24 protein-coding genes are annotated in these 14,433 nt (G+C 56.9%); 10 read left to right on the top strand and 14 right to left on the bottom strand.

The features are described 5' to 3' along the window. Window positions 1-26: 26 nt before the first annotated feature. Genes ACP15U_RS20180 through ACP15U_RS20150 form a run of 7 tightly spaced genes read right to left on the bottom strand, consistent with a single transcriptional unit; the run spans window position 27 to window position 4,637 of the window. Window positions 27-476 (bottom strand): DUF411 domain-containing protein, encoded by a 450-nt coding sequence (locus ACP15U_RS20180; RefSeq protein ID WP_425046810.1) that lies wholly within the window; start codon window positions 474-476, stop codon window positions 27-29. Between the two features lie 3 nt (window positions 477-479). Then, window positions 480-1,853 carry a M23 family metallopeptidase gene (locus ACP15U_RS20175; protein WP_425046809.1) on the bottom strand — a complete coding sequence of 458 codons (1,374 nt, stop codon included), beginning with the start codon at window positions 1,851-1,853 and terminating at the stop codon, window positions 480-482. Beyond that, on the bottom strand, window positions 1,850-2,476 hold the full coding sequence (locus ACP15U_RS20170; RefSeq protein WP_425046808.1) for an SCO family protein: 627 nt from the start codon (window positions 2,474-2,476) through the stop codon (window positions 1,850-1,852). Before ACP15U_RS20170 ends, ACP15U_RS20175 begins: the two co-directional genes overlap by 4 nt. Further along, the gene (locus ACP15U_RS20165; protein WP_425046807.1) at window positions 2,476-2,937 is read right to left on the bottom strand and encodes a copper chaperone PCu(A)C; all 462 of its coding nucleotides are present in this window, start codon (window positions 2,935-2,937) and stop codon (window positions 2,476-2,478) included. The genes ACP15U_RS20170 and ACP15U_RS20165 overlap by 1 nt, the downstream gene beginning before the upstream one ends. Before the next feature lie 25 nt (window positions 2,938-2,962). Further along, window positions 2,963-3,622 carry a DsbA family protein gene (locus ACP15U_RS20160; RefSeq protein ID WP_425046806.1) on the bottom strand — a complete coding sequence of 220 codons (660 nt, stop codon included), beginning with the start codon at window positions 3,620-3,622 and terminating at the stop codon, window positions 2,963-2,965. After that, window positions 3,619-4,032: a disulfide bond formation protein B gene (locus ACP15U_RS20155; protein WP_425046849.1), complete on the bottom strand. Its 414-nt coding sequence runs from the start codon at window positions 4,030-4,032 to the stop codon at window positions 3,619-3,621. The genes ACP15U_RS20160 and ACP15U_RS20155 overlap by 4 nt, the downstream gene beginning before the upstream one ends. Before the next feature lie 8 nt (window positions 4,033-4,040). Further along, entirely contained in the window at window positions 4,041-4,637 is a 597-nt protein-coding gene (locus ACP15U_RS20150; RefSeq protein WP_425046805.1) for an SCO family protein, read from the bottom strand. A 172-nt stretch (window positions 4,638-4,809) separates the two neighbouring features. Here ACP15U_RS20150 and ACP15U_RS20145 point away from each other — a divergent pair, with 172 nt between their 5' ends. The 5 genes from ACP15U_RS20145 (at window position 4,810) to ACP15U_RS20125 (ending at window position 8,149) form a co-directional block, all read left to right on the top strand. Further along, window positions 4,810-5,238, top strand: coding sequence for a MerR family transcriptional regulator (locus ACP15U_RS20145; RefSeq protein ID WP_323804412.1), 429 nt, complete (start codon window positions 4,810-4,812; stop codon window positions 5,236-5,238). A 115-nt stretch (window positions 5,239-5,353) separates the two neighbouring features. Beyond that, the gene (locus ACP15U_RS20140) at window positions 5,354-5,899 is read left to right on the top strand and encodes a c-type cytochrome (RefSeq protein ID WP_299832016.1); all 546 of its coding nucleotides are present in this window, start codon (window positions 5,354-5,356) and stop codon (window positions 5,897-5,899) included. 105 nt (window positions 5,900-6,004) lie between these two features. Continuing rightward, on the top strand, window positions 6,005-6,775 hold the full coding sequence (locus ACP15U_RS20135; RefSeq protein WP_425046804.1) for a transglutaminase-like domain-containing protein: 771 nt from the start codon (window positions 6,005-6,007) through the stop codon (window positions 6,773-6,775). Continuing rightward, window positions 6,765-7,679, top strand: coding sequence for a cation diffusion facilitator family transporter (locus tag ACP15U_RS20130; RefSeq protein ID WP_425046803.1), 915 nt, complete (start codon window positions 6,765-6,767; stop codon window positions 7,677-7,679). Before ACP15U_RS20135 ends, ACP15U_RS20130 begins: the two co-directional genes overlap by 11 nt. A 2-nt stretch (window positions 7,680-7,681) precedes the next feature. Then, window positions 7,682-8,149 carry a methyltransferase gene (locus ACP15U_RS20125; protein ID WP_425046802.1) on the top strand — a complete coding sequence of 156 codons (468 nt, stop codon included), beginning with the start codon at window positions 7,682-7,684 and terminating at the stop codon, window positions 8,147-8,149. Window positions 8,150-8,255: 106 nt separating this feature from the next. Here the strand turns inward: ACP15U_RS20125 and ACP15U_RS20120 are convergent, their stop codons facing one another. Genes ACP15U_RS20120 through ACP15U_RS20110 form a run of 3 tightly spaced genes read right to left on the bottom strand, consistent with a single transcriptional unit; the run spans window position 8,256 to window position 8,964 of the window. Continuing rightward, a complete protein-coding gene (locus ACP15U_RS20120) occupies window positions 8,256-8,480 on the bottom strand; it encodes a GDCCVxC domain-containing (seleno)protein (protein ID WP_425046801.1) in 225 nt (74 codons plus the stop codon). Next, a complete protein-coding gene (gene merF, locus ACP15U_RS20115; RefSeq protein WP_116904618.1) occupies window positions 8,456-8,665 on the bottom strand; it encodes a mercury resistance system transport protein MerF in 210 nt (69 codons plus the stop codon). The genes ACP15U_RS20120 and merF overlap by 25 nt, the downstream gene beginning before the upstream one ends. Further along, the gene (locus ACP15U_RS20110) at window positions 8,662-8,964 is read right to left on the bottom strand and encodes a hypothetical protein (protein WP_425046848.1); all 303 of its coding nucleotides are present in this window, start codon (window positions 8,962-8,964) and stop codon (window positions 8,662-8,664) included. The genes merF and ACP15U_RS20110 overlap by 4 nt, the downstream gene beginning before the upstream one ends. A gap of 126 nt (window positions 8,965-9,090) precedes the next feature. Here ACP15U_RS20110 and ACP15U_RS20105 point away from each other — a divergent pair, with 126 nt between their 5' ends. Beyond that, window positions 9,091-9,516, top strand: a complete 426-nt coding sequence (locus ACP15U_RS20105) for a MerR family transcriptional regulator (RefSeq protein WP_425046800.1) — start codon at window positions 9,091-9,093, stop codon at window positions 9,514-9,516. Window positions 9,517-9,721: 205 nt separating this feature from the next. Here the strand turns inward: ACP15U_RS20105 and ACP15U_RS20100 are convergent, their stop codons facing one another. Genes ACP15U_RS20100 through ACP15U_RS20090 form a run of 3 tightly spaced genes read right to left on the bottom strand, consistent with a single transcriptional unit; the run spans window position 9,722 to window position 11,318 of the window. Then, window positions 9,722-10,261 (bottom strand): helix-turn-helix transcriptional regulator, encoded by a 540-nt coding sequence (locus ACP15U_RS20100; RefSeq protein WP_425046799.1) that lies wholly within the window; start codon window positions 10,259-10,261, stop codon window positions 9,722-9,724. A gap of 11 nt (window positions 10,262-10,272) precedes the next feature. Beyond that, window positions 10,273-10,857: a cytochrome b/b6 domain-containing protein gene (locus tag ACP15U_RS20095; protein ID WP_425046798.1), complete on the bottom strand. Its 585-nt coding sequence runs from the start codon at window positions 10,855-10,857 to the stop codon at window positions 10,273-10,275. A 2-nt stretch (window positions 10,858-10,859) separates the two neighbouring features. Beyond that, complete coding sequence (locus ACP15U_RS20090) at window positions 10,860-11,318, bottom strand: PepSY domain-containing protein (RefSeq protein ID WP_425046797.1); 459 nt, start codon at window positions 11,316-11,318, stop codon at window positions 10,860-10,862. A gap of 588 nt (window positions 11,319-11,906) precedes the next feature. Between ACP15U_RS20090 and ACP15U_RS20085 the strand changes: the two genes are divergently transcribed. The 4 genes from ACP15U_RS20085 to ACP15U_RS20070 all read left to right on the top strand — a co-directional run bounded on the left by ACP15U_RS20085 (window position 11,907) and on the right by ACP15U_RS20070 (window position 13,788). Further along, window positions 11,907-12,119 carry a helix-turn-helix domain-containing protein gene (locus tag ACP15U_RS20085; protein WP_425046796.1) on the top strand — a complete coding sequence of 71 codons (213 nt, stop codon included), beginning with the start codon at window positions 11,907-11,909 and terminating at the stop codon, window positions 12,117-12,119. 33 nt (window positions 12,120-12,152) lie between these two features. After that, window positions 12,153-12,341: a hypothetical protein gene (locus ACP15U_RS20080; protein ID WP_425046795.1), complete on the top strand. Its 189-nt coding sequence runs from the start codon at window positions 12,153-12,155 to the stop codon at window positions 12,339-12,341. A 407-nt stretch (window positions 12,342-12,748) separates the two neighbouring features. Beyond that, window positions 12,749-13,213: a helix-turn-helix domain-containing protein gene (locus tag ACP15U_RS20075; protein ID WP_299720344.1), complete on the top strand. Its 465-nt coding sequence runs from the start codon at window positions 12,749-12,751 to the stop codon at window positions 13,211-13,213. Then, window positions 13,210-13,788 carry a PIN domain-containing protein gene (locus ACP15U_RS20070; RefSeq protein ID WP_425046794.1) on the top strand — a complete coding sequence of 193 codons (579 nt, stop codon included), beginning with the start codon at window positions 13,210-13,212 and terminating at the stop codon, window positions 13,786-13,788. The genes ACP15U_RS20075 and ACP15U_RS20070 overlap by 4 nt, the downstream gene beginning before the upstream one ends. A 15-nt stretch (window positions 13,789-13,803) precedes the next feature. Here the strand turns inward: ACP15U_RS20070 and ACP15U_RS20065 are convergent, their stop codons facing one another. Then, window positions 13,804-14,382 (bottom strand): hypothetical protein, encoded by a 579-nt coding sequence (locus tag ACP15U_RS20065; RefSeq protein ID WP_425046793.1) that lies wholly within the window; start codon window positions 14,380-14,382, stop codon window positions 13,804-13,806. Between the last annotated feature and the right edge of the window lie 51 nt (window positions 14,383-14,433).

The raw sequence follows: 14,433 nt of genomic DNA, 5'->3' as shown, positions 1-14,433 counted from the left end.
ATTCAGGTCTTTCTACAATGTTGAAGTCAGTTGCCAGGATAGCTGGAGAAGACTTCCGTCGATCCGTCGTTGTTGATGAGAAACACGTCATAGGCTTCGCGCCAGCGGCTTTGGTCCATGCCGGGCGATCCAAGCGGCATGCCTGGTACCGCGAGGCCGACAGCGTTCGGTCTTTCGCTGAGCAACCTGCGAATATCATCCGCCGGCACATGGCCCTCGATCACGTACCCCTCGATGAGGCCCGTGTGACAGGACACCATGCGTTGCGGAACACCGTTGTCGAGTTTGAAGCGGACGAGAAGCCCGGCGAACATGTCTTCGCCGGTGGGTGCAAAGCCGTTTTCTTCGAGGTGCTCCATCCACGCAAGGCAGCACCCACAGCCGTTTGTCTTTTTGACATCAATCGGCGTGGCTTCAGCGACCGCCTGAACGGCGAGACCGAGGAAGAAGGCAGTTGCAAGCGATAGTTGTCTCATGATCTAGAGCCTTTCTGACGTTGAGGTGGCGACGTCCGGGTCCAGCAATCCTGAAAACTGCGCTCGGCTGTCTTCAAGGCGTGCCAGAACTTCTGGATTGGTTGCTTCAGCCCTTGCCACTTCGGCAAGCCGGTCTTCCGACATCGGGTCGATCGGACGACCGTCCACGCGCACTTCATAATGCAGGTTTGGACCGGTCGCTGTGCCTGTGGCGCCAACGCGGCCGATCATGTCGCCTGCGGCAACCCGGTCCCCGATGGAGAGACCTTCAGGCGCAGAACTCAGATGCGCATAGCGGGTCATGGTGTCTGAACCATGCGCAATCTCGACCACGCGCCCATAGCCGCCGCGCCGCCCAATGAATGAGATGCGGCCGGGTCCAGTTGCATAAACCGGCGTCCCATGCGGAGCCGCGAAATCTACCCCTGTGTGCATGCGCACGTCTCCAAACACAGGATGCCTGCGATTGCCGTAGACCGAACTCAGCCGCGCGCCCTTCACCGGCTGCGCAAACACCCGTAGCAATTCCCCATCGACAAAGATTGTCGCGTTTCCTGAATTGTCGTCAGGCCACACGATTTCATAGAGAGCTTCGTCGATGGTTATCGCAGCGAAAGACAGGCGAGGCGGTCTGATAACCTGGTCGCCGAGCATGGCCTCGCGCCACATCAGTTGCAACCGCTCTCCGCCTTTCAGATCACGTCGGAAATCGACAGTGCCACCCAACATCTCCGCCAAGTCGACAGCAAATCGCGCTGGAATATCTGCCGATGCAAGGGTTGCAAAGATCGAGGTTCCCACCGTCGTGTCCGCCGCACGCAGAACCAGGTCGGGCTCAGGCATGATCTTCCGTGTGGCAATCTCATCGGCAAACACGGCTTCGATTTGCACGCCTGCGTCGACGTACAAAACCACCCGTCTGAGCAACCCCAAAAGCGACGTTTCAACCTCAATCCCATATCCCGGTTTGAGCTTACGCAGGTCATATTCCGCGGCCAGCGCCAGCGCCACTTCGGCGCGATCTGGTGCAGAGAGGCCTGCTTTTGACAGCAAGGCGTCCAGGGTTTCACCTGAGGACAAACTGCCCGACCACATCTCCATTGGAGGTTTGGTTTCTGGCAAAGCCACATCAAGGACTGGGCGCGATGGCGGTTCTGGTGCCCAAGCGACTGTGTCCGATCTAACAACTGCTTGCTCTAAGGGCATCAGCGGTTGAGTTAGGATTACAGGGTTCTGCAGTGGCGCGGGCTGCCAATCAGACACCGCAACAAGCGTGTCCGGGACAGGGGCCCTTTTCCAGTTAGTCGGGAGCCCGATTACCAACGCGACAGCAACGCCTGCTGCTGCGACGCCGATGGCAAGATATCTCAATTTCATGACGTTTCTTCTTCTGCTCTTGCGAGAACACGGCGGATTTTTGGCACTGCGAATTCTCGTGCTTCATGGTAGTCGATGGTGCCGGCAAACTGTCCCTCAGCATCGAAGAGAAAAACGCTCGCCGTGTGGTTCATGGTGTAGTCGTCGCCCTCTGTAGCGACCTTCTCATAGCTCGCGCGGAAGTCTGCCGCAGCGCGTTCCGTCTCATCCAGCGTTCCGCTCCACCCTTGGATCGCAGGATGAAAATAGCTGACATATTCAGCCATGGCGGGCACGGTATCGCGCTCCGGATCGACCGTGATGAACACGACGTTCATGTCCGCAACATCATCTCCAAGGTCGTCGAGCCAGCCAGAGGTATCCGACAATGTGGTGGGGCACACATCGGGACAGTATGTGAAGCCAAAAAACACCACGGATGGATTGCCCAGAAGCGACGCAGGTCCGACAGTTGCACCGCCTTGATCAGTCATCTGGAATTCCATCTGGGTAAGCGGCAAAGGCCGCTGAGCCACCGGTTCAGCCGCGCCGGGACCGTCCACACGCCACCAGCCGATGAACAGCGTAAGTGCAAGCGCGACGGTGACTGCGGCACCATAGGTGAAGAGGGCGCGTCGGCTCATCAGCCCTCCGGCCCACGTGCTGCAATGCCAAGAATGGGCACGTCAACGGTCAGCGTCCCGCCATCGGCAAAGTTCAGTGTTAGCGGAAAGGTCTCGCCTTCCACCATCTTGGTTTGCAACCGCATCAGCATGGCATGCATGCCACCTGGTTCCAGCGCAACGCTTTCGCCCGCTGGGATGATGATTTCACCGACGGGGCCCATGGAACTCACACCATTTGCGTCGGTCGTCGTCTCATGGATGTCCGGCATCATGGCAAGGGGTGTTTCAAGCCCCACCAATGTTACCGGATCGGTGCCTGTATTGCGCAGTGTCATGTAGGCCGCACCCGGACGATTGATGCCGATAGAGGCGCGAGACCAGGCGTCTTCGACCACAATACCTTCCGACCCAGCAACAGAGGCAGTGGGCAAACCGACCAGAATACTGAATGCAAGGGCAGTGAAGATCGATTTTCTCATAGGTTTGTTCCTGATAGTCTTTTGCTCATGATCCACTCCCGGCGACTTCCGCTGCAACAAGGGCGCGCAGCTCGTCAGCGCCAAAAGGATTGAGAGGTTTGCCGTTGACGAAGAAAGTGGGGGTCTGCCGCACGCCAACTGCTTCCACGTCCGCGCGATCTTGATTGAGAACACCAACAGTCTGCGGCGCCATCATTTGCGTTTTTGCGGCGTCCGCGTCCAGGCCAGCCTGCTGCGCAATCCCAAGTATCAAGCCAGGGGCGGGCGCACCATGGGACGCCCAACGCGGCTGATACTCGAGGAGCGCTTCGAGGACCGGCTCGAAAATGCCCTGCATACGGGCCGCCTCAAGGACACGTATGGCCTGCTCTGAGCCTTCCCCGTGAAAGGGCGTATATCTCAGCACAACACGCACTGCGCCGTCATGTTCGGCCAGTATGTCCTTCACGATCGGATGGAAGGCGCGGCACGCTTCGCAAGCCGGATCAAAGAACTCGACGATGGTGACCGGAGCGTCTTCAGGACCGAGGATCGGAGAGTAGGACCGGATCAGTGCCTCTGCAATTTCGGGCTGGACTGGCTCGACCTCAGCAACTGGGGCAGGCCGTGATTGATACCAAACGGCGGCGGCAAAGATCGCAAGGCCAACGATAAGGACCGATAAAACGACTGATTTGTTTTTCACGTGCGCTGCTCCTTCAGGGAGAAAATGGACAGGATCGCGATCAGCCCAAAGGCGATAAACGACAAAAGCGGGATGGGGACGTCGAGGAAGACCTGATTGTCATCGGTGCAGGACGGGCCGGTCGCAGTGCAGGGTTGGATGCGCTCCGGGAGGAGCCCGGTATAGAGGCCCAGATGCCAGAGTGCGATGGCAGCGCCACCAAGGGCGAGCGCAACACCGTAGCGACCGACCCGGTGATCCTCCAACCAGAGACCGAGGCCCAACACGACGGCCAGAGGGAACATAAACGCACGCTGAAACCAGCACAGATTGCAAGGTGCCTGCCCCAGAACCTCACCGATATAGAGCACGGCCAGCGAACTCCCCAAAGCGACGATCCACGCGGCGGTCAAAGCCGCCTCTTTTGACATCACCCGGCTCACAGCGACATCCGCGCCTTCAGATCGGACAGGATTTCCTCTGCCGACGTGCCGTATGTCCAGGCACCGACATATCCGCCTTGCGGATCAAAGAGGAACAGCTGGGAGGAATGCCCCATCGTGTATCCGTCGCGCGAAGCCGCTTCCTCAATCTTCTCGAAGTACACGCGGAAGGTTTCCGATGTTCGCTTAATCTGATCGGCCGTACCGGTGAGTCCTATGATACCTGCGTCGAAAGCGGGAACGAATTCCGCGAGTTGTTCAGGCGTGTCGCGTTCGGGGTCAATTGAGATAAAGAGCGGCTGGACTTGGGTGGCGTCAGAGCCGAGCGCATCCATGACGGCGGCAACCTCGGCCAGGGTCGTGGGGCACACATCGGGGCAATTCGCAAAGCCGAAGAACACGAGCATCCAGCGCCCCGCGAAGTCTTCTTCGATGCGCACCATGCCTTGGTGATCGGTCAGTTCGAAGTCCGCTTGGAACGCGGGATCATCAACGCGCTGTTCACTTCTGGTAGAAACTTGCAGCCAGACGAGCCCCAATGTCGCGATCGCGGTGAGTCCCCAAAGCCCTTTTTGTAACGCAGATAGTTTCATTGGTCGTACTGCACCCGTTTTCGCCCATCTTTACACCGTTCTAAATGTTCTAGTTGCTAGAGGTTCAATCCGTTTCTTCATGTGAAGACCGCGTGTCACGGACACGTGAAGGAGGCATTGGCTTGCAGACGCCAGTAGCTATAGCTACCAAAACTATAGATATGGAGGTTGCATGCTGACAATCGGAAACCTGGGAAAGAAGACCGGAACGAAGGTTCAGACCATCCGGTACTATGAACAAATCGGGTTGATGCCTGAGCCCGGTCGGACAGAGGGGGGACAGAGGCGCTACGGCGATGCTGAAGTCGACCGCCTGTCCTTTATTCGGCATGCGCGACAGTTAGGGTTTCCCCTCGAAGCGATCCGCGAACTTCTCGATCTCAGCGACAATCCGGATCGCTCATGCCATGAGGCCGATTCCATCGCGCGCCGGCAACTCAAGCAGGTCGAGTTGCGGATGGACCGCTTGAAGGCGCTGCGCACCGAGCTGAAGCGCATGATCCACGAATGCAGCGGGGGCAATACGGCCGACTGTAAGGTTCTCGAGGTTTTGCGCGATCACTCGGAGTGTCTGACTGATCACGATGAGATTGGCGCCTAAACTCTGCAACGCTGTGCATTCGCTCTTTGCCCGCAGTTGATCTGTCTCAATGACGTAGATCAGTTTCGGTGTCAGTTTTGTCGAGAGGAATTACCAACCATAGGAGCGACCCGCCATGAAGCAGAGAACATTTCTTAGTCTCGCCGTAGTCGCGGCAATTGGTGTCGGGTCAATTGGCGCATTGGCCCAACAGAATAATGGCGGCTGGTGGGGGCACGGTCGGATGAGTTCCGGCCAAATGGGGTCTGATCACATGCAAGGTTGGGGTTGGGGCAACATGGGGCCCGGACAACAAATGCGCATGCAGCGGCATTGGACGTACATGAACGAAGGGGTTCCCACAGCCTATCGCGGTGCCCGCAGTACGGTGCGGGGCACGGCACAGATCATCGCGGACGGTAAGGCGCTCTATTCGAATTCCTGTGCAAGTTGCCATGGCGCAAAAGGCCTCGGAGATGGTGAGGCCGGACGCTCTTTGGTTCCGTCCCCGGCTCTTCTACAAAGATTCGTGCAAATGCCTATGGCGGGAGACGAGTATCTTCTCTGGGCGATCTTCGAAGGCGGTGAGCGTTTTGGAACTGATATGCCAGCTTTTGAAGAAGTACTCAGCGAAGACGACGTCTGGAAAATAATCGCATACATGCGTGCGGGATTTCCGTAAGCCGCTGCTTGAAATTGGCGCTGGTTTAGCTAGCCAATTTAATACTTTAAGCTACAGTAACTATAGCAAGTACAACTCTCCTAAATCGAATCAAGGAGAGTGCCGATGACAATCACTGAACCGTTACTTGCACCAACCCCAATCCTGAACTTCGACCATCCGTCGATTACACGATTGGTCAAGGATAAAGGTTGGAACACCCTGTCGACACATGATCGGATCGGGGCTGTCTACGATTTCGTGCGCAATGAAATTGCTTTTGGGTACAACCGCTCAGACGACATCTCGGCCACAGATGTGCTGGCCGACGGTTTTGGTCAATGCAACACCAAGGGGACGCTTCTCATGGCGTTGCTGCGTGCGGTGGGCGTGCGGTGCAGCCTGCATGGTTTCACCATTCACAAGGCACTGCAACGCGGTGTTGTTCCGGAACTGGTCTATCCCATCGCACCCGAGGAAATCATCCATTCCTGGGTTGAGGTGGAGACAGAGTCGGGTTGGGTGAACCTCGAAGGGTTTATCCTTGACGCTGCGTTCCTGACGGCACTGCAATCCTCTTTCTCCGGGACACCCAGTCTTTGCGGATACGGGGCAGGGACCGATTGCCTGCAGGCTCCACCTGTGGAGTGGACGGGTGGCGACACCTACATCCAAGAGACAGGCATTGTTCAGGATTTCGGGAGCTTCGCGACGCCCGACGACTTTTACGCAAAACATCAGCAGTCGTTCAGCTTCATAAAGGGTCTGCTTTACCGCCACATCATCCGCCATTGGATGAACGCCCGCGTGCGCCGGATCAGATTAGGTAGCGTGCCGCAGATCCCTGGCTTGGCATTGCCTAATCATAACCACGGGGAATCACGTCATGCCTCATGATCACGGTCACGCGCATATTGACCCTGCGTCCGGAGATCGGCGTGTTTCCATTGCGATCTGGGCGAACGCACTTCTGACGGTTGCGCAGATCGTCGGTGGGATCCTGTCCGGCAGCCTCGCGCTTATTGCGGATGCGCTGCACAATTTTTCCGACATGGCATCTTTGGTAATCGCCTTCGCGGCACGAAAGATCGCAAGACGTACCGCTGACGCTCGTATGACTTTCGGCTATGGCCGGATTGAAGTTGTGGCTGCCTTGATCAACTACACCACCCTCATCCTCGTCGGTATCTATCTCATTTACGAGGGCGGGATGCGCATGATCGAACCGACCGAAGTGGCCGGTTGGACTGTGGTGATCCTGGGCTCAGTCGCGCTGGTCGTCGACACGCTGACAGCGCTGCTGACGTATTCGATGCAAAAGGGCAGCGTGAACATCCGGGCGCTCTTCCTGCACAATCTGTCAGACGCGTTGGCTTCTGTTGCGGTGATTATCGGCGGCTCGCTCATCCTGCTCTATAATATGTGGTGGGTCGATCCGGCGATCACGATCGGTATCGCGCTCTACATCCTTTATCTCGCCCTGACAGAAATCGGCGGCCCCATCCGAATCCTGATGCTCGGAAGCCCACCCGACGTCGACAATGATGCCGTTGTTGCTGCAATCAGGGAGGTCGACCGCGTCCATGACGTCCACCATGTCCATCTGTGGCAGATGCAAGAGAACGAGGTGGCATTGGATTGCCATGTCGTGACGGCCGATACCGCGTCCGGCGAAAAGATTAAAGCTGCCGTGAAGCAGCGCCTCGCCGAAGAGTTCGGTATCCGGCACTCCACGCTCGAATTGGAAGATCCGAAGAATGCTCACGTTGGCGCGAAGCTCTACGGGCATGACGCGGCCTAAACATGATGGAAACTACCTTAGTTTTCGTGGGTTTGGTAATTGCTGCGGCCACGCTTGGTTCGATCCTTTGGTCAATCGCGTTCCCGGAGCGTCGCGTCTGGCCACCCAAGCGATACACGTCAATCACACCAATTCTGGTCTGGGTGCCGACATTTTCGTTGTTTGGCATTCTGATCGTGCTTGGCATCTTGGGCTGGGGCGATCTGGCGTTTCCCAACTGCCTGCGGTTTGGGCTCGGACTACCCTTCATTGTGATCGGCAATGTCATCGTCTGGTCCGAAGTCGCGCATTTCGGAGTGTCGCAAACCGGCGGCGCAAAGGGCACTCTGAGGACCGCTGGCATGTATCGCTACTCTCGCAACCCACAATACATGGCCGATATCGCAATTGTCGGCGGATGGATAATTCTTGCATCGGCACCATTCGTTCTCATTGTCGGAGCCGTGGCTCACCGAACAGTATGGATCTGAATTTGAAGCGTATCGAGCGTCCACACGCCGTTTTGTTTGAATCGCCTCACGAAGGGGTCATTCGAAGGTTTGTTTACTCTTCAGCTGTGCGATGTTTGAACGACTGCTACGCGCAGCAGGGTTTGCCTAGCTGGATCGGTGGACATGGAACCGTCGCGTAGGAGCAGTAAACGCAGCAGTCCCCCTCAAGCGGCTTCAAGACGGTCTGACATGACTTGCATTCATAGAACCACTGGCAGGCATCCGTTGGCATAGTTTCGGTTTCGACGTGCCCGCAAGTTGGACAGCTAAGAGTAGATTGCAGCACTACTTTTGCGTCTTCTGTCGCCATATCGCGTACCCCGTCAGTATCAGAAATCCTGCCAAAATCGGCAGTAAAACAGCATCGTTGTAAACGACACCAAGTAAGCCTGTCAGACCAAGCGCTGTTAGCACGACCGGCAAGAGCGGCGTAAAGCAACAGAGGATCGCCAAAATCGTACCTCCCACCCCGAGCGCCAAAGGTTTGTTTTTCATCGCGTCGATCTCCACAAATCCCACATAAAGCGCTGTGCTGACGCCTCCCAAAGCGGGGAAGACAGCGCGATCAAAAAGGCGATGGATGCAAGTGACGTCCAGACAATTGCAGACCGCCCGCGCGCCCTACATGGCCTGCAACGCAGCACCCGATACCACGCCCAAACGAGGGCAATCGCGACAACGACAAGAATGAACTCACGGTAAGCGATGAATGGGCCAAGTATGGTCAGCCATGCACCGCCGAGGCCCAGTATCGAAAGGCCGATAGGCAAAACACAACATGACGCCGACAACATCGCCAAAAGCGCTGCGAAGGGCATCACTAGGCGGGCAGCGATGCCGGGGTCTGCCACGGGTTGTTGATTTGCATTCATGTTCATTTTGCCTTTCTACTTCCTGTAGCCACTACAGGAGCAAGCGAAATGTTCACCATCGGCAAAGCGTCAGAAAAAAGCGGCGTGAACATCGAAACGATCCGATATTATGAACGAGAGGGTGTTGTTCCGAAGCCGGGGCGTTCGGCAGGTAGGCGGCGGCAATATTCATGCGATGACATTGCTAAGCTCAGGTTCGTGCGTCGGTGTCGCGATCTGGGCTTCCCGATCTCGATCATTCAAACCTTTCTATCGCTCACCACGCAGAGTGACCGATCCTGTGGCGAGGTCAAAACCATGGCCGAGAACCATTTGGCTGAGATAAGCGCCAAGATTGAGAACTTAATGCGCCTCCAAGAAGCGCTCTTGAGCCTTTCCAAGAACTGCGACGATGGCACTGCGGCCTGTCCCATGTTGGACGCTTTGATGAAGGATGGCTTTGGCGACGGCCTACACGAGCAAAGCAGCCGTTAGTCTAAGTTTTTTGGACGGCAACTATGTCCCACATTCTGAGAGTTCATGTACCCTGCAGCAAAAGGCATAACTTGCCGAACCAACCGTTCGTGGACTACGCGGCGAAAGCCGGTGGAGAGCCCAATTCGACTGATGCTGCGCGGCGCATGAATGTCCTAGAGCTTTGATACTCACCAGCGCCGGTTCGGGAAGAACCGGATGGTGACTAGCTTGTCGTGTCGCGCGCTCGAACGTTGCCAGCCGACGCCACCATTAAGTCTTCGATGAAAAGTGACGTGAGTTGTCCGCGCCCCGACACCTGGGCCTTGGCGTAGACTTTCGTCATTTGCGCGCGCACCGTCCCTTGAGCGGCCCCACGCGCCTTTGCGATATCGCCGATATCAAGGCCCTTCAGCGTAAACAGGGCGACCTCGGCTTCGGATGGGGTAAGTCCCCATTCCTGAAAGCGCGCTTCGATCAGTTCGAACAGCGCGCCGGAGGCAACCGACATGGCCGTTTCCGCCTGCCGGATACGATTGAGTAACTGGCGCATTTGCATTGCACCAAAGGCAGTCCCGATGATGAGCGCCAGCGCCACGATGGCCTCAAGCACCGAGTGCGGGTTCAAACCGCCCCACAGCAGGTCCTGTCCAACATCCGCGATGAAGAATACAGCAGCCAGCGCCTGCACAGCCAGAACCACGGCAAGCGCACTCGCTCTGCGCTTGTCTGTTCTGATCCGTCGCGTTGTAGCCGTGTCATTCAAGGGCGCGCCTTTCAGGATTTGTCTCCGAATATCATCGGTCGAACCAGATTGCGACCGGACAAGCGGGACTCGAGCACGACCCCACCGACATGCAGGACGGCAAGCAGGAGAAGGAGGTTGGCGGATACCTCGTGCAGTTCTTCGATGATCTCCGCGCGATCTTCGTCGTCGTCTTCATCTTCGTAGTGCCGACTGTATTCGCCCTCATGCTCAGGAAAGGGCTCACTTTCCAAAATCACGCCCGTGACGGAGACGAACAGAAGCATGGTCCAAAGCGCATAGACCATGAGTGCGTCCAGTGGGTTATGAGAGCGATACGCCTTATGTTCGCCGCGCTTGAGATCAGCGATTTGACGCGATGCGCCCGACAGGCTGATCGGAAAGGACGAGAAGCGTGCATTTTCCGGACCGATCAGACCCCAAAGCAGTCTCAAGGCCAGCAGGCCAAGTGCGGTGTAACCGATCCAGATATGGGTCAAGGCATCGCCGTCGATCAGGACCCCATTGAGAACAATGGCCAGTGCAATCGTCCAGTGAGTCAGTCGCACGAGCGGGTCCCAGACCCGCTCGCCCGTGCTTTGATCCGGCCTGGCCATGATCAGTCCTCGGCTTCGCTTCTGAGAATGCCACCGGTCCGGGGATCGATCTTCAGTTCCCAACGGCGTCCGTCTTTCATGGCATAGACCTCGATCTCGCCTCGCTCACGCTCGAATCCGGTCACTTCGTAACCAAGGGCTTCCAGTGATGCGCGAATCTGATCGTCACTCACTCCTGGCAACGACGAAGGCCCGCGCCGGGCTGTGGTTTCGATCTTTGTCACTTCGCCGGTGGTCGCATCGACATAAAGTTCGTGCCGGGCGTCGCCTTTGACGGCATAGACCTCGATGCGGTTGCCTTCCCGCTCGTACTTGGTCATCTCGTAACCATCAGCGGATAGGGCCGTAGAGATATCTTCGATGCTTGTGCCCAGATTGGCACCAAGCGACGGTTCAACTGCGAATGCCGCACCTGCCAACAGGACTGAAAGTGTTGCGGGCAATAAGACATGACGTTTCATGAGTTTCTCCTTGAGTTCTGATCCGGCACCGAAATGGCTGCCGTCCACCAAGATTTGATGACGCATCCACGGGTGGACCATTGGAGAACTGCTTACGGACCCCGATGTAAGCACAGGCTTATGGGGCTCGGTTGCCAGCGCCGCGAGTCCCAAAAAAGTTAGCGCCGTTAGCCGACATTGGCGCAACTGCAGCGAAAGGGCGCAAAGTCCCGCCTTACACCGGTTGGTCCACGGTGCGGCGAAGGTGAGGAATGCTTTATGATACGATTTCGGTCCCAGCCGGACTCGACCCCGAGACGCTCAGTTCTGCAGACAAAAAGAGTACCATGAAATAACATAATAAGTCTTATCGGCCACAATCATGGGTTTTAGAGTCGCCCTCACCTCTACTTATCAGAGTGGGCAAAACCTCGCCCAAATCTCGATCCAAACTCGCTACCACACTTGGTCATGCTATCTTCTTCAATCAAATGGCGAGCTTGATCGACACCTTTGAAACAAGAAAATCTCACAGTATCAGCCGCTTCATTGTCGAATGTATAGTATATTGCGTGGTTAAATACACCGCATCGTGGCCGATCTTCGGTCATGAATCTGAAGGAACGAGTAGGACTGAACCTCCAAGACGCCCGGCGTGCCAAGGGCGTCAGCCAAGAAGAGTTGGCGCACCGTGCGAATGTGAACCGCGGCTATGTCGGCAAAATCGAGAATGCCAAGTATTCCGCTTCTCTCACGACGCTCGAAAAGATCGCGCGCGCCCTCAACGTCGATCCCTCAGAGTTACTGAAACCCCGCAGCTAGGAGGCCGGCCAACATCCTGCTCCGGGACGGCGCGTGGATGAGCGCCTTACGAAGGGTGTTCCCGTGCGCGAAGGTGTCGCAATCGTGGATGGCCGCGAGCTTGTCGTCTGGCAGGAACACCTTTGGAACACTGGGAAACGGACGCGAGCATGGTTCGTGCCCCCCGAGGATGGCTGTGTCATGAGAATTGTGGAACGCGACATCGACCTGGACCACTCTTAGCGCGACGCGGGTTAGCGCGCCTTGTTCGACTGCGCGAGAACCGTCCCGGCCAAAGACTTGGTATCGTCACTGTACTTGTCGCTTTGCAGGACTTTGGACGCCTTGTCTTCCATGGCAGCCCCAGTTTGTTTGCTGCGCCAGTGCCGAGGCCGCCAGGCTCTTGGCCGTCGCAGAGGCGTTGGGATCACTGAGAGTTGCCGCTGCTTGAGAGGCCACTTTGCTTGAAGTGCGCTTCGTATTCTTTCCCATGGGACTGCTCCGAAAATCGAATCTGTTCCTGTTTTGTTTACACCAGCCACCTGCCAGCGTCTATCGGAATCGTTACGCTTATTTCACTTATTCCGGTTATTTCTCTTGTAAGTAAGCGTCTCGAGGTGCATCTAGAGGCTAAAAGCAGGAGGGAAATCGTGGTCGATACAGCAGAAAAACCGGCTCAGAGCGGGCTCATGGAGCGTCCGCCGACCGCCGAGGAAATCGATAGCGCCGCGCATGCTGCCACGGCGATCGCGGTCGCGATGGAATTGGACGGCGGCTTGAAGGTGTCCGGAGAGAACGGTGATCCTGTCAGCATCGCTCCGGCTGTCGGAAAGCTGATCATCGAACTGCTCGGTCATGTCAGTAATGGAAATATGGTGACGCTGGTTCCGGTTGGCACAATGCTCACGACCCAAGAGGCGGCAGACATGCTGAATGTGTCCCGGCCCCACCTCACGAAACTCCTCAAGGAAGGACAGATCCGATTTGAAGAAGTCGGCAAGCATCGGCGCGTACCATTGAAGGCGCTCATGGAGTATCGCGAAGAGAAGGCGCAGCGCCAGGAACAGGCGATGCGGGACTTGGCACGATTGGGTCAGGAATTCGACAAGGCATGAGTTTTGTGGCCAACCCCTTCGTGGTTGTCCTTGATGCGAACGTCCTGTTCCCGTTCCGCGTTCGCGACGTCCTGCTGACGTTTACGCAGGAAGGCCTGTTCAGGGCGCGGGTGACGGACGAGATCCTCGACGAATGGACGCGCAACCTGATCAGGCTCAAACCGCATCTCGAGAAGAGCGTTCGCCAGCAAGAAGCGGTGATCAGAAGCACATTCGAAGAATGCTTCGTAACGGGCCACCAGCCTTTGATGGCCGAATTGAAGCTGCCGGACCCGGATGACCGTCACGTCCTCGCGGCGGCGATCCGCTGCTCAGCCCAAGTCATCGTGACAGAAAATCATAAGGACTTTCCAAGCGAAGTTCTGGACGAGTATGGCGTTGAGACGCTTGGTGCGGATGACATGCTCGCGAACACATACGACCTGTTTCCTTCGGGTGGCGCTCGCGCGTTGCGCCGCGTCCGCAAAAGGTATGACAACCCAGCGATGTCCCCGTCGGAGTTTCTTCTCGATCTAACCCGACACGGCCTGTCGAAACTGGCGGCTCAGGCCCGCGCTGACATCGAATACCTATAGCAATGGCAGCGGGCGTCAGTAATTGACCCAGTCGGTGTAGTCCATTGCCCCTTCGTAGTCGCCATATTCCATCATGACGGCCCGACTGTAGAAAAACCAAAGCCCACCAGACCCGGGGGTTGGGAGGTTCTGGCCATTCTCAGAGGTGAAGGACGCCGGCCAGGGCGTATAAGACCCATAGACCCGGACGATATAGTAGCAGTTCTGATTTTCATGATCGCATGATCGGACCGACCAGTCCCACTGACGAGGTTCATCCCGCGGTTCATAGGAGCGACCCCGCCACCAGAGAACGCGGGTCCGGCGCAGCCAGGAATACTCCGGTGTCGAAGTATCCAAGGCCGCGCTTCCGCCTGGACCTCCCAAAGCAACGGGAACGGCAGCGTAGGTGCAAACCCCGAAAGGCGGCCTGCTCGGCCAGGGCGTGATACGCCGGATCATCTCGGCATAGGCTGCTGAGCACACAGCACTTGAGGGAAACCCACCAGCCATACAGAGCATGATGGCGCAGTCCATGTCGTAGGCGCGCGCGTCCTCCGCACCGAACGCCAACCCCGCGGCCACGGCCAGCGCACCTGTTCGAGCAAGTTTCATATCGGCCTCCATTGAGTCTCTAGGCCAATTCTCGCTCAAATTACACATTGT

Source organism: Primorskyibacter sp. S87 (assembly GCF_049801055.1).
Lineage (GTDB): Bacteria > Pseudomonadota > Alphaproteobacteria > Rhodobacterales > Rhodobacteraceae > JBNAGF01.
This window is presented reverse-complemented; position numbering and strand designations above follow the sequence as displayed.

Coding starts and splice junctions, on each gene's coding strand:
- ACP15U_RS20180 (WP_425046810.1), bottom strand. CDS start 476: ATGAGACAACTATCGCTTGCAACTGCCTTCTTCCTCGGTCTCGCCGTT.
- ACP15U_RS20175 (WP_425046809.1), bottom strand. CDS start 1,853: ATGAAATTGAGATATCTTGCCATCGGCGTCGCAGCAGCAGGCGTTGCT.
- ACP15U_RS20170 (WP_425046808.1), bottom strand. CDS start 2,476: ATGAGCCGACGCGCCCTCTTCACCTATGGTGCCGCAGTCACCGTCGCG.
- ACP15U_RS20165 (WP_425046807.1), bottom strand. CDS start 2,937: ATGAGAAAATCGATCTTCACTGCCCTTGCATTCAGTATTCTGGTCGGT.
- ACP15U_RS20155 (WP_425046849.1), bottom strand. CDS start 4,032: ATGTCAAAAGAGGCGGCTTTGACCGCCGCGTGGATCGTCGCTTTGGGG.
- ACP15U_RS20150 (WP_425046805.1), bottom strand. CDS start 4,637: ATGAAACTATCTGCGTTACAAAAAGGGCTTTGGGGACTCACCGCGATC.
- ACP15U_RS20145 (WP_323804412.1), top strand. CDS start 4,810: ATGCTGACAATCGGAAACCTGGGAAAGAAGACCGGAACGAAGGTTCAG.
- ACP15U_RS20140 (WP_299832016.1), top strand. CDS start 5,354: ATGAAGCAGAGAACATTTCTTAGTCTCGCCGTAGTCGCGGCAATTGGT.
- ACP15U_RS20135 (WP_425046804.1), top strand. CDS start 6,005: ATGACAATCACTGAACCGTTACTTGCACCAACCCCAATCCTGAACTTC.
- ACP15U_RS20130 (WP_425046803.1), top strand. CDS start 6,765: ATGCCTCATGATCACGGTCACGCGCATATTGACCCTGCGTCCGGAGAT.
- ACP15U_RS20125 (WP_425046802.1), top strand. CDS start 7,682: ATGATGGAAACTACCTTAGTTTTCGTGGGTTTGGTAATTGCTGCGGCC.
- ACP15U_RS20120 (WP_425046801.1), bottom strand. CDS start 8,480: ATGGCGACAGAAGACGCAAAAGTAGTGCTGCAATCTACTCTTAGCTGT.
- merF (WP_116904618.1), bottom strand. CDS start 8,665: ATGAAAAACAAACCTTTGGCGCTCGGGGTGGGAGGTACGATTTTGGCG.
- ACP15U_RS20110 (WP_425046848.1), bottom strand. CDS start 8,964: ATGTTGTCGGCGTCATGTTGTGTTTTGCCTATCGGCCTTTCGATACTG.
- ACP15U_RS20105 (WP_425046800.1), top strand. CDS start 9,091: ATGTTCACCATCGGCAAAGCGTCAGAAAAAAGCGGCGTGAACATCGAA.
- ACP15U_RS20095 (WP_425046798.1), bottom strand. CDS start 10,857: ATGGCCAGGCCGGATCAAAGCACGGGCGAGCGGGTCTGGGACCCGCTC.
- ACP15U_RS20090 (WP_425046797.1), bottom strand. CDS start 11,318: ATGAAACGTCATGTCTTATTGCCCGCAACACTTTCAGTCCTGTTGGCA.
- ACP15U_RS20085 (WP_425046796.1), top strand. CDS start 11,907: ATGAATCTGAAGGAACGAGTAGGACTGAACCTCCAAGACGCCCGGCGT.
- ACP15U_RS20070 (WP_425046794.1), top strand. CDS start 13,210: ATGAGTTTTGTGGCCAACCCCTTCGTGGTTGTCCTTGATGCGAACGTC.
- ACP15U_RS20065 (WP_425046793.1), bottom strand. CDS start 14,382: ATGAAACTTGCTCGAACAGGTGCGCTGGCCGTGGCCGCGGGGTTGGCG.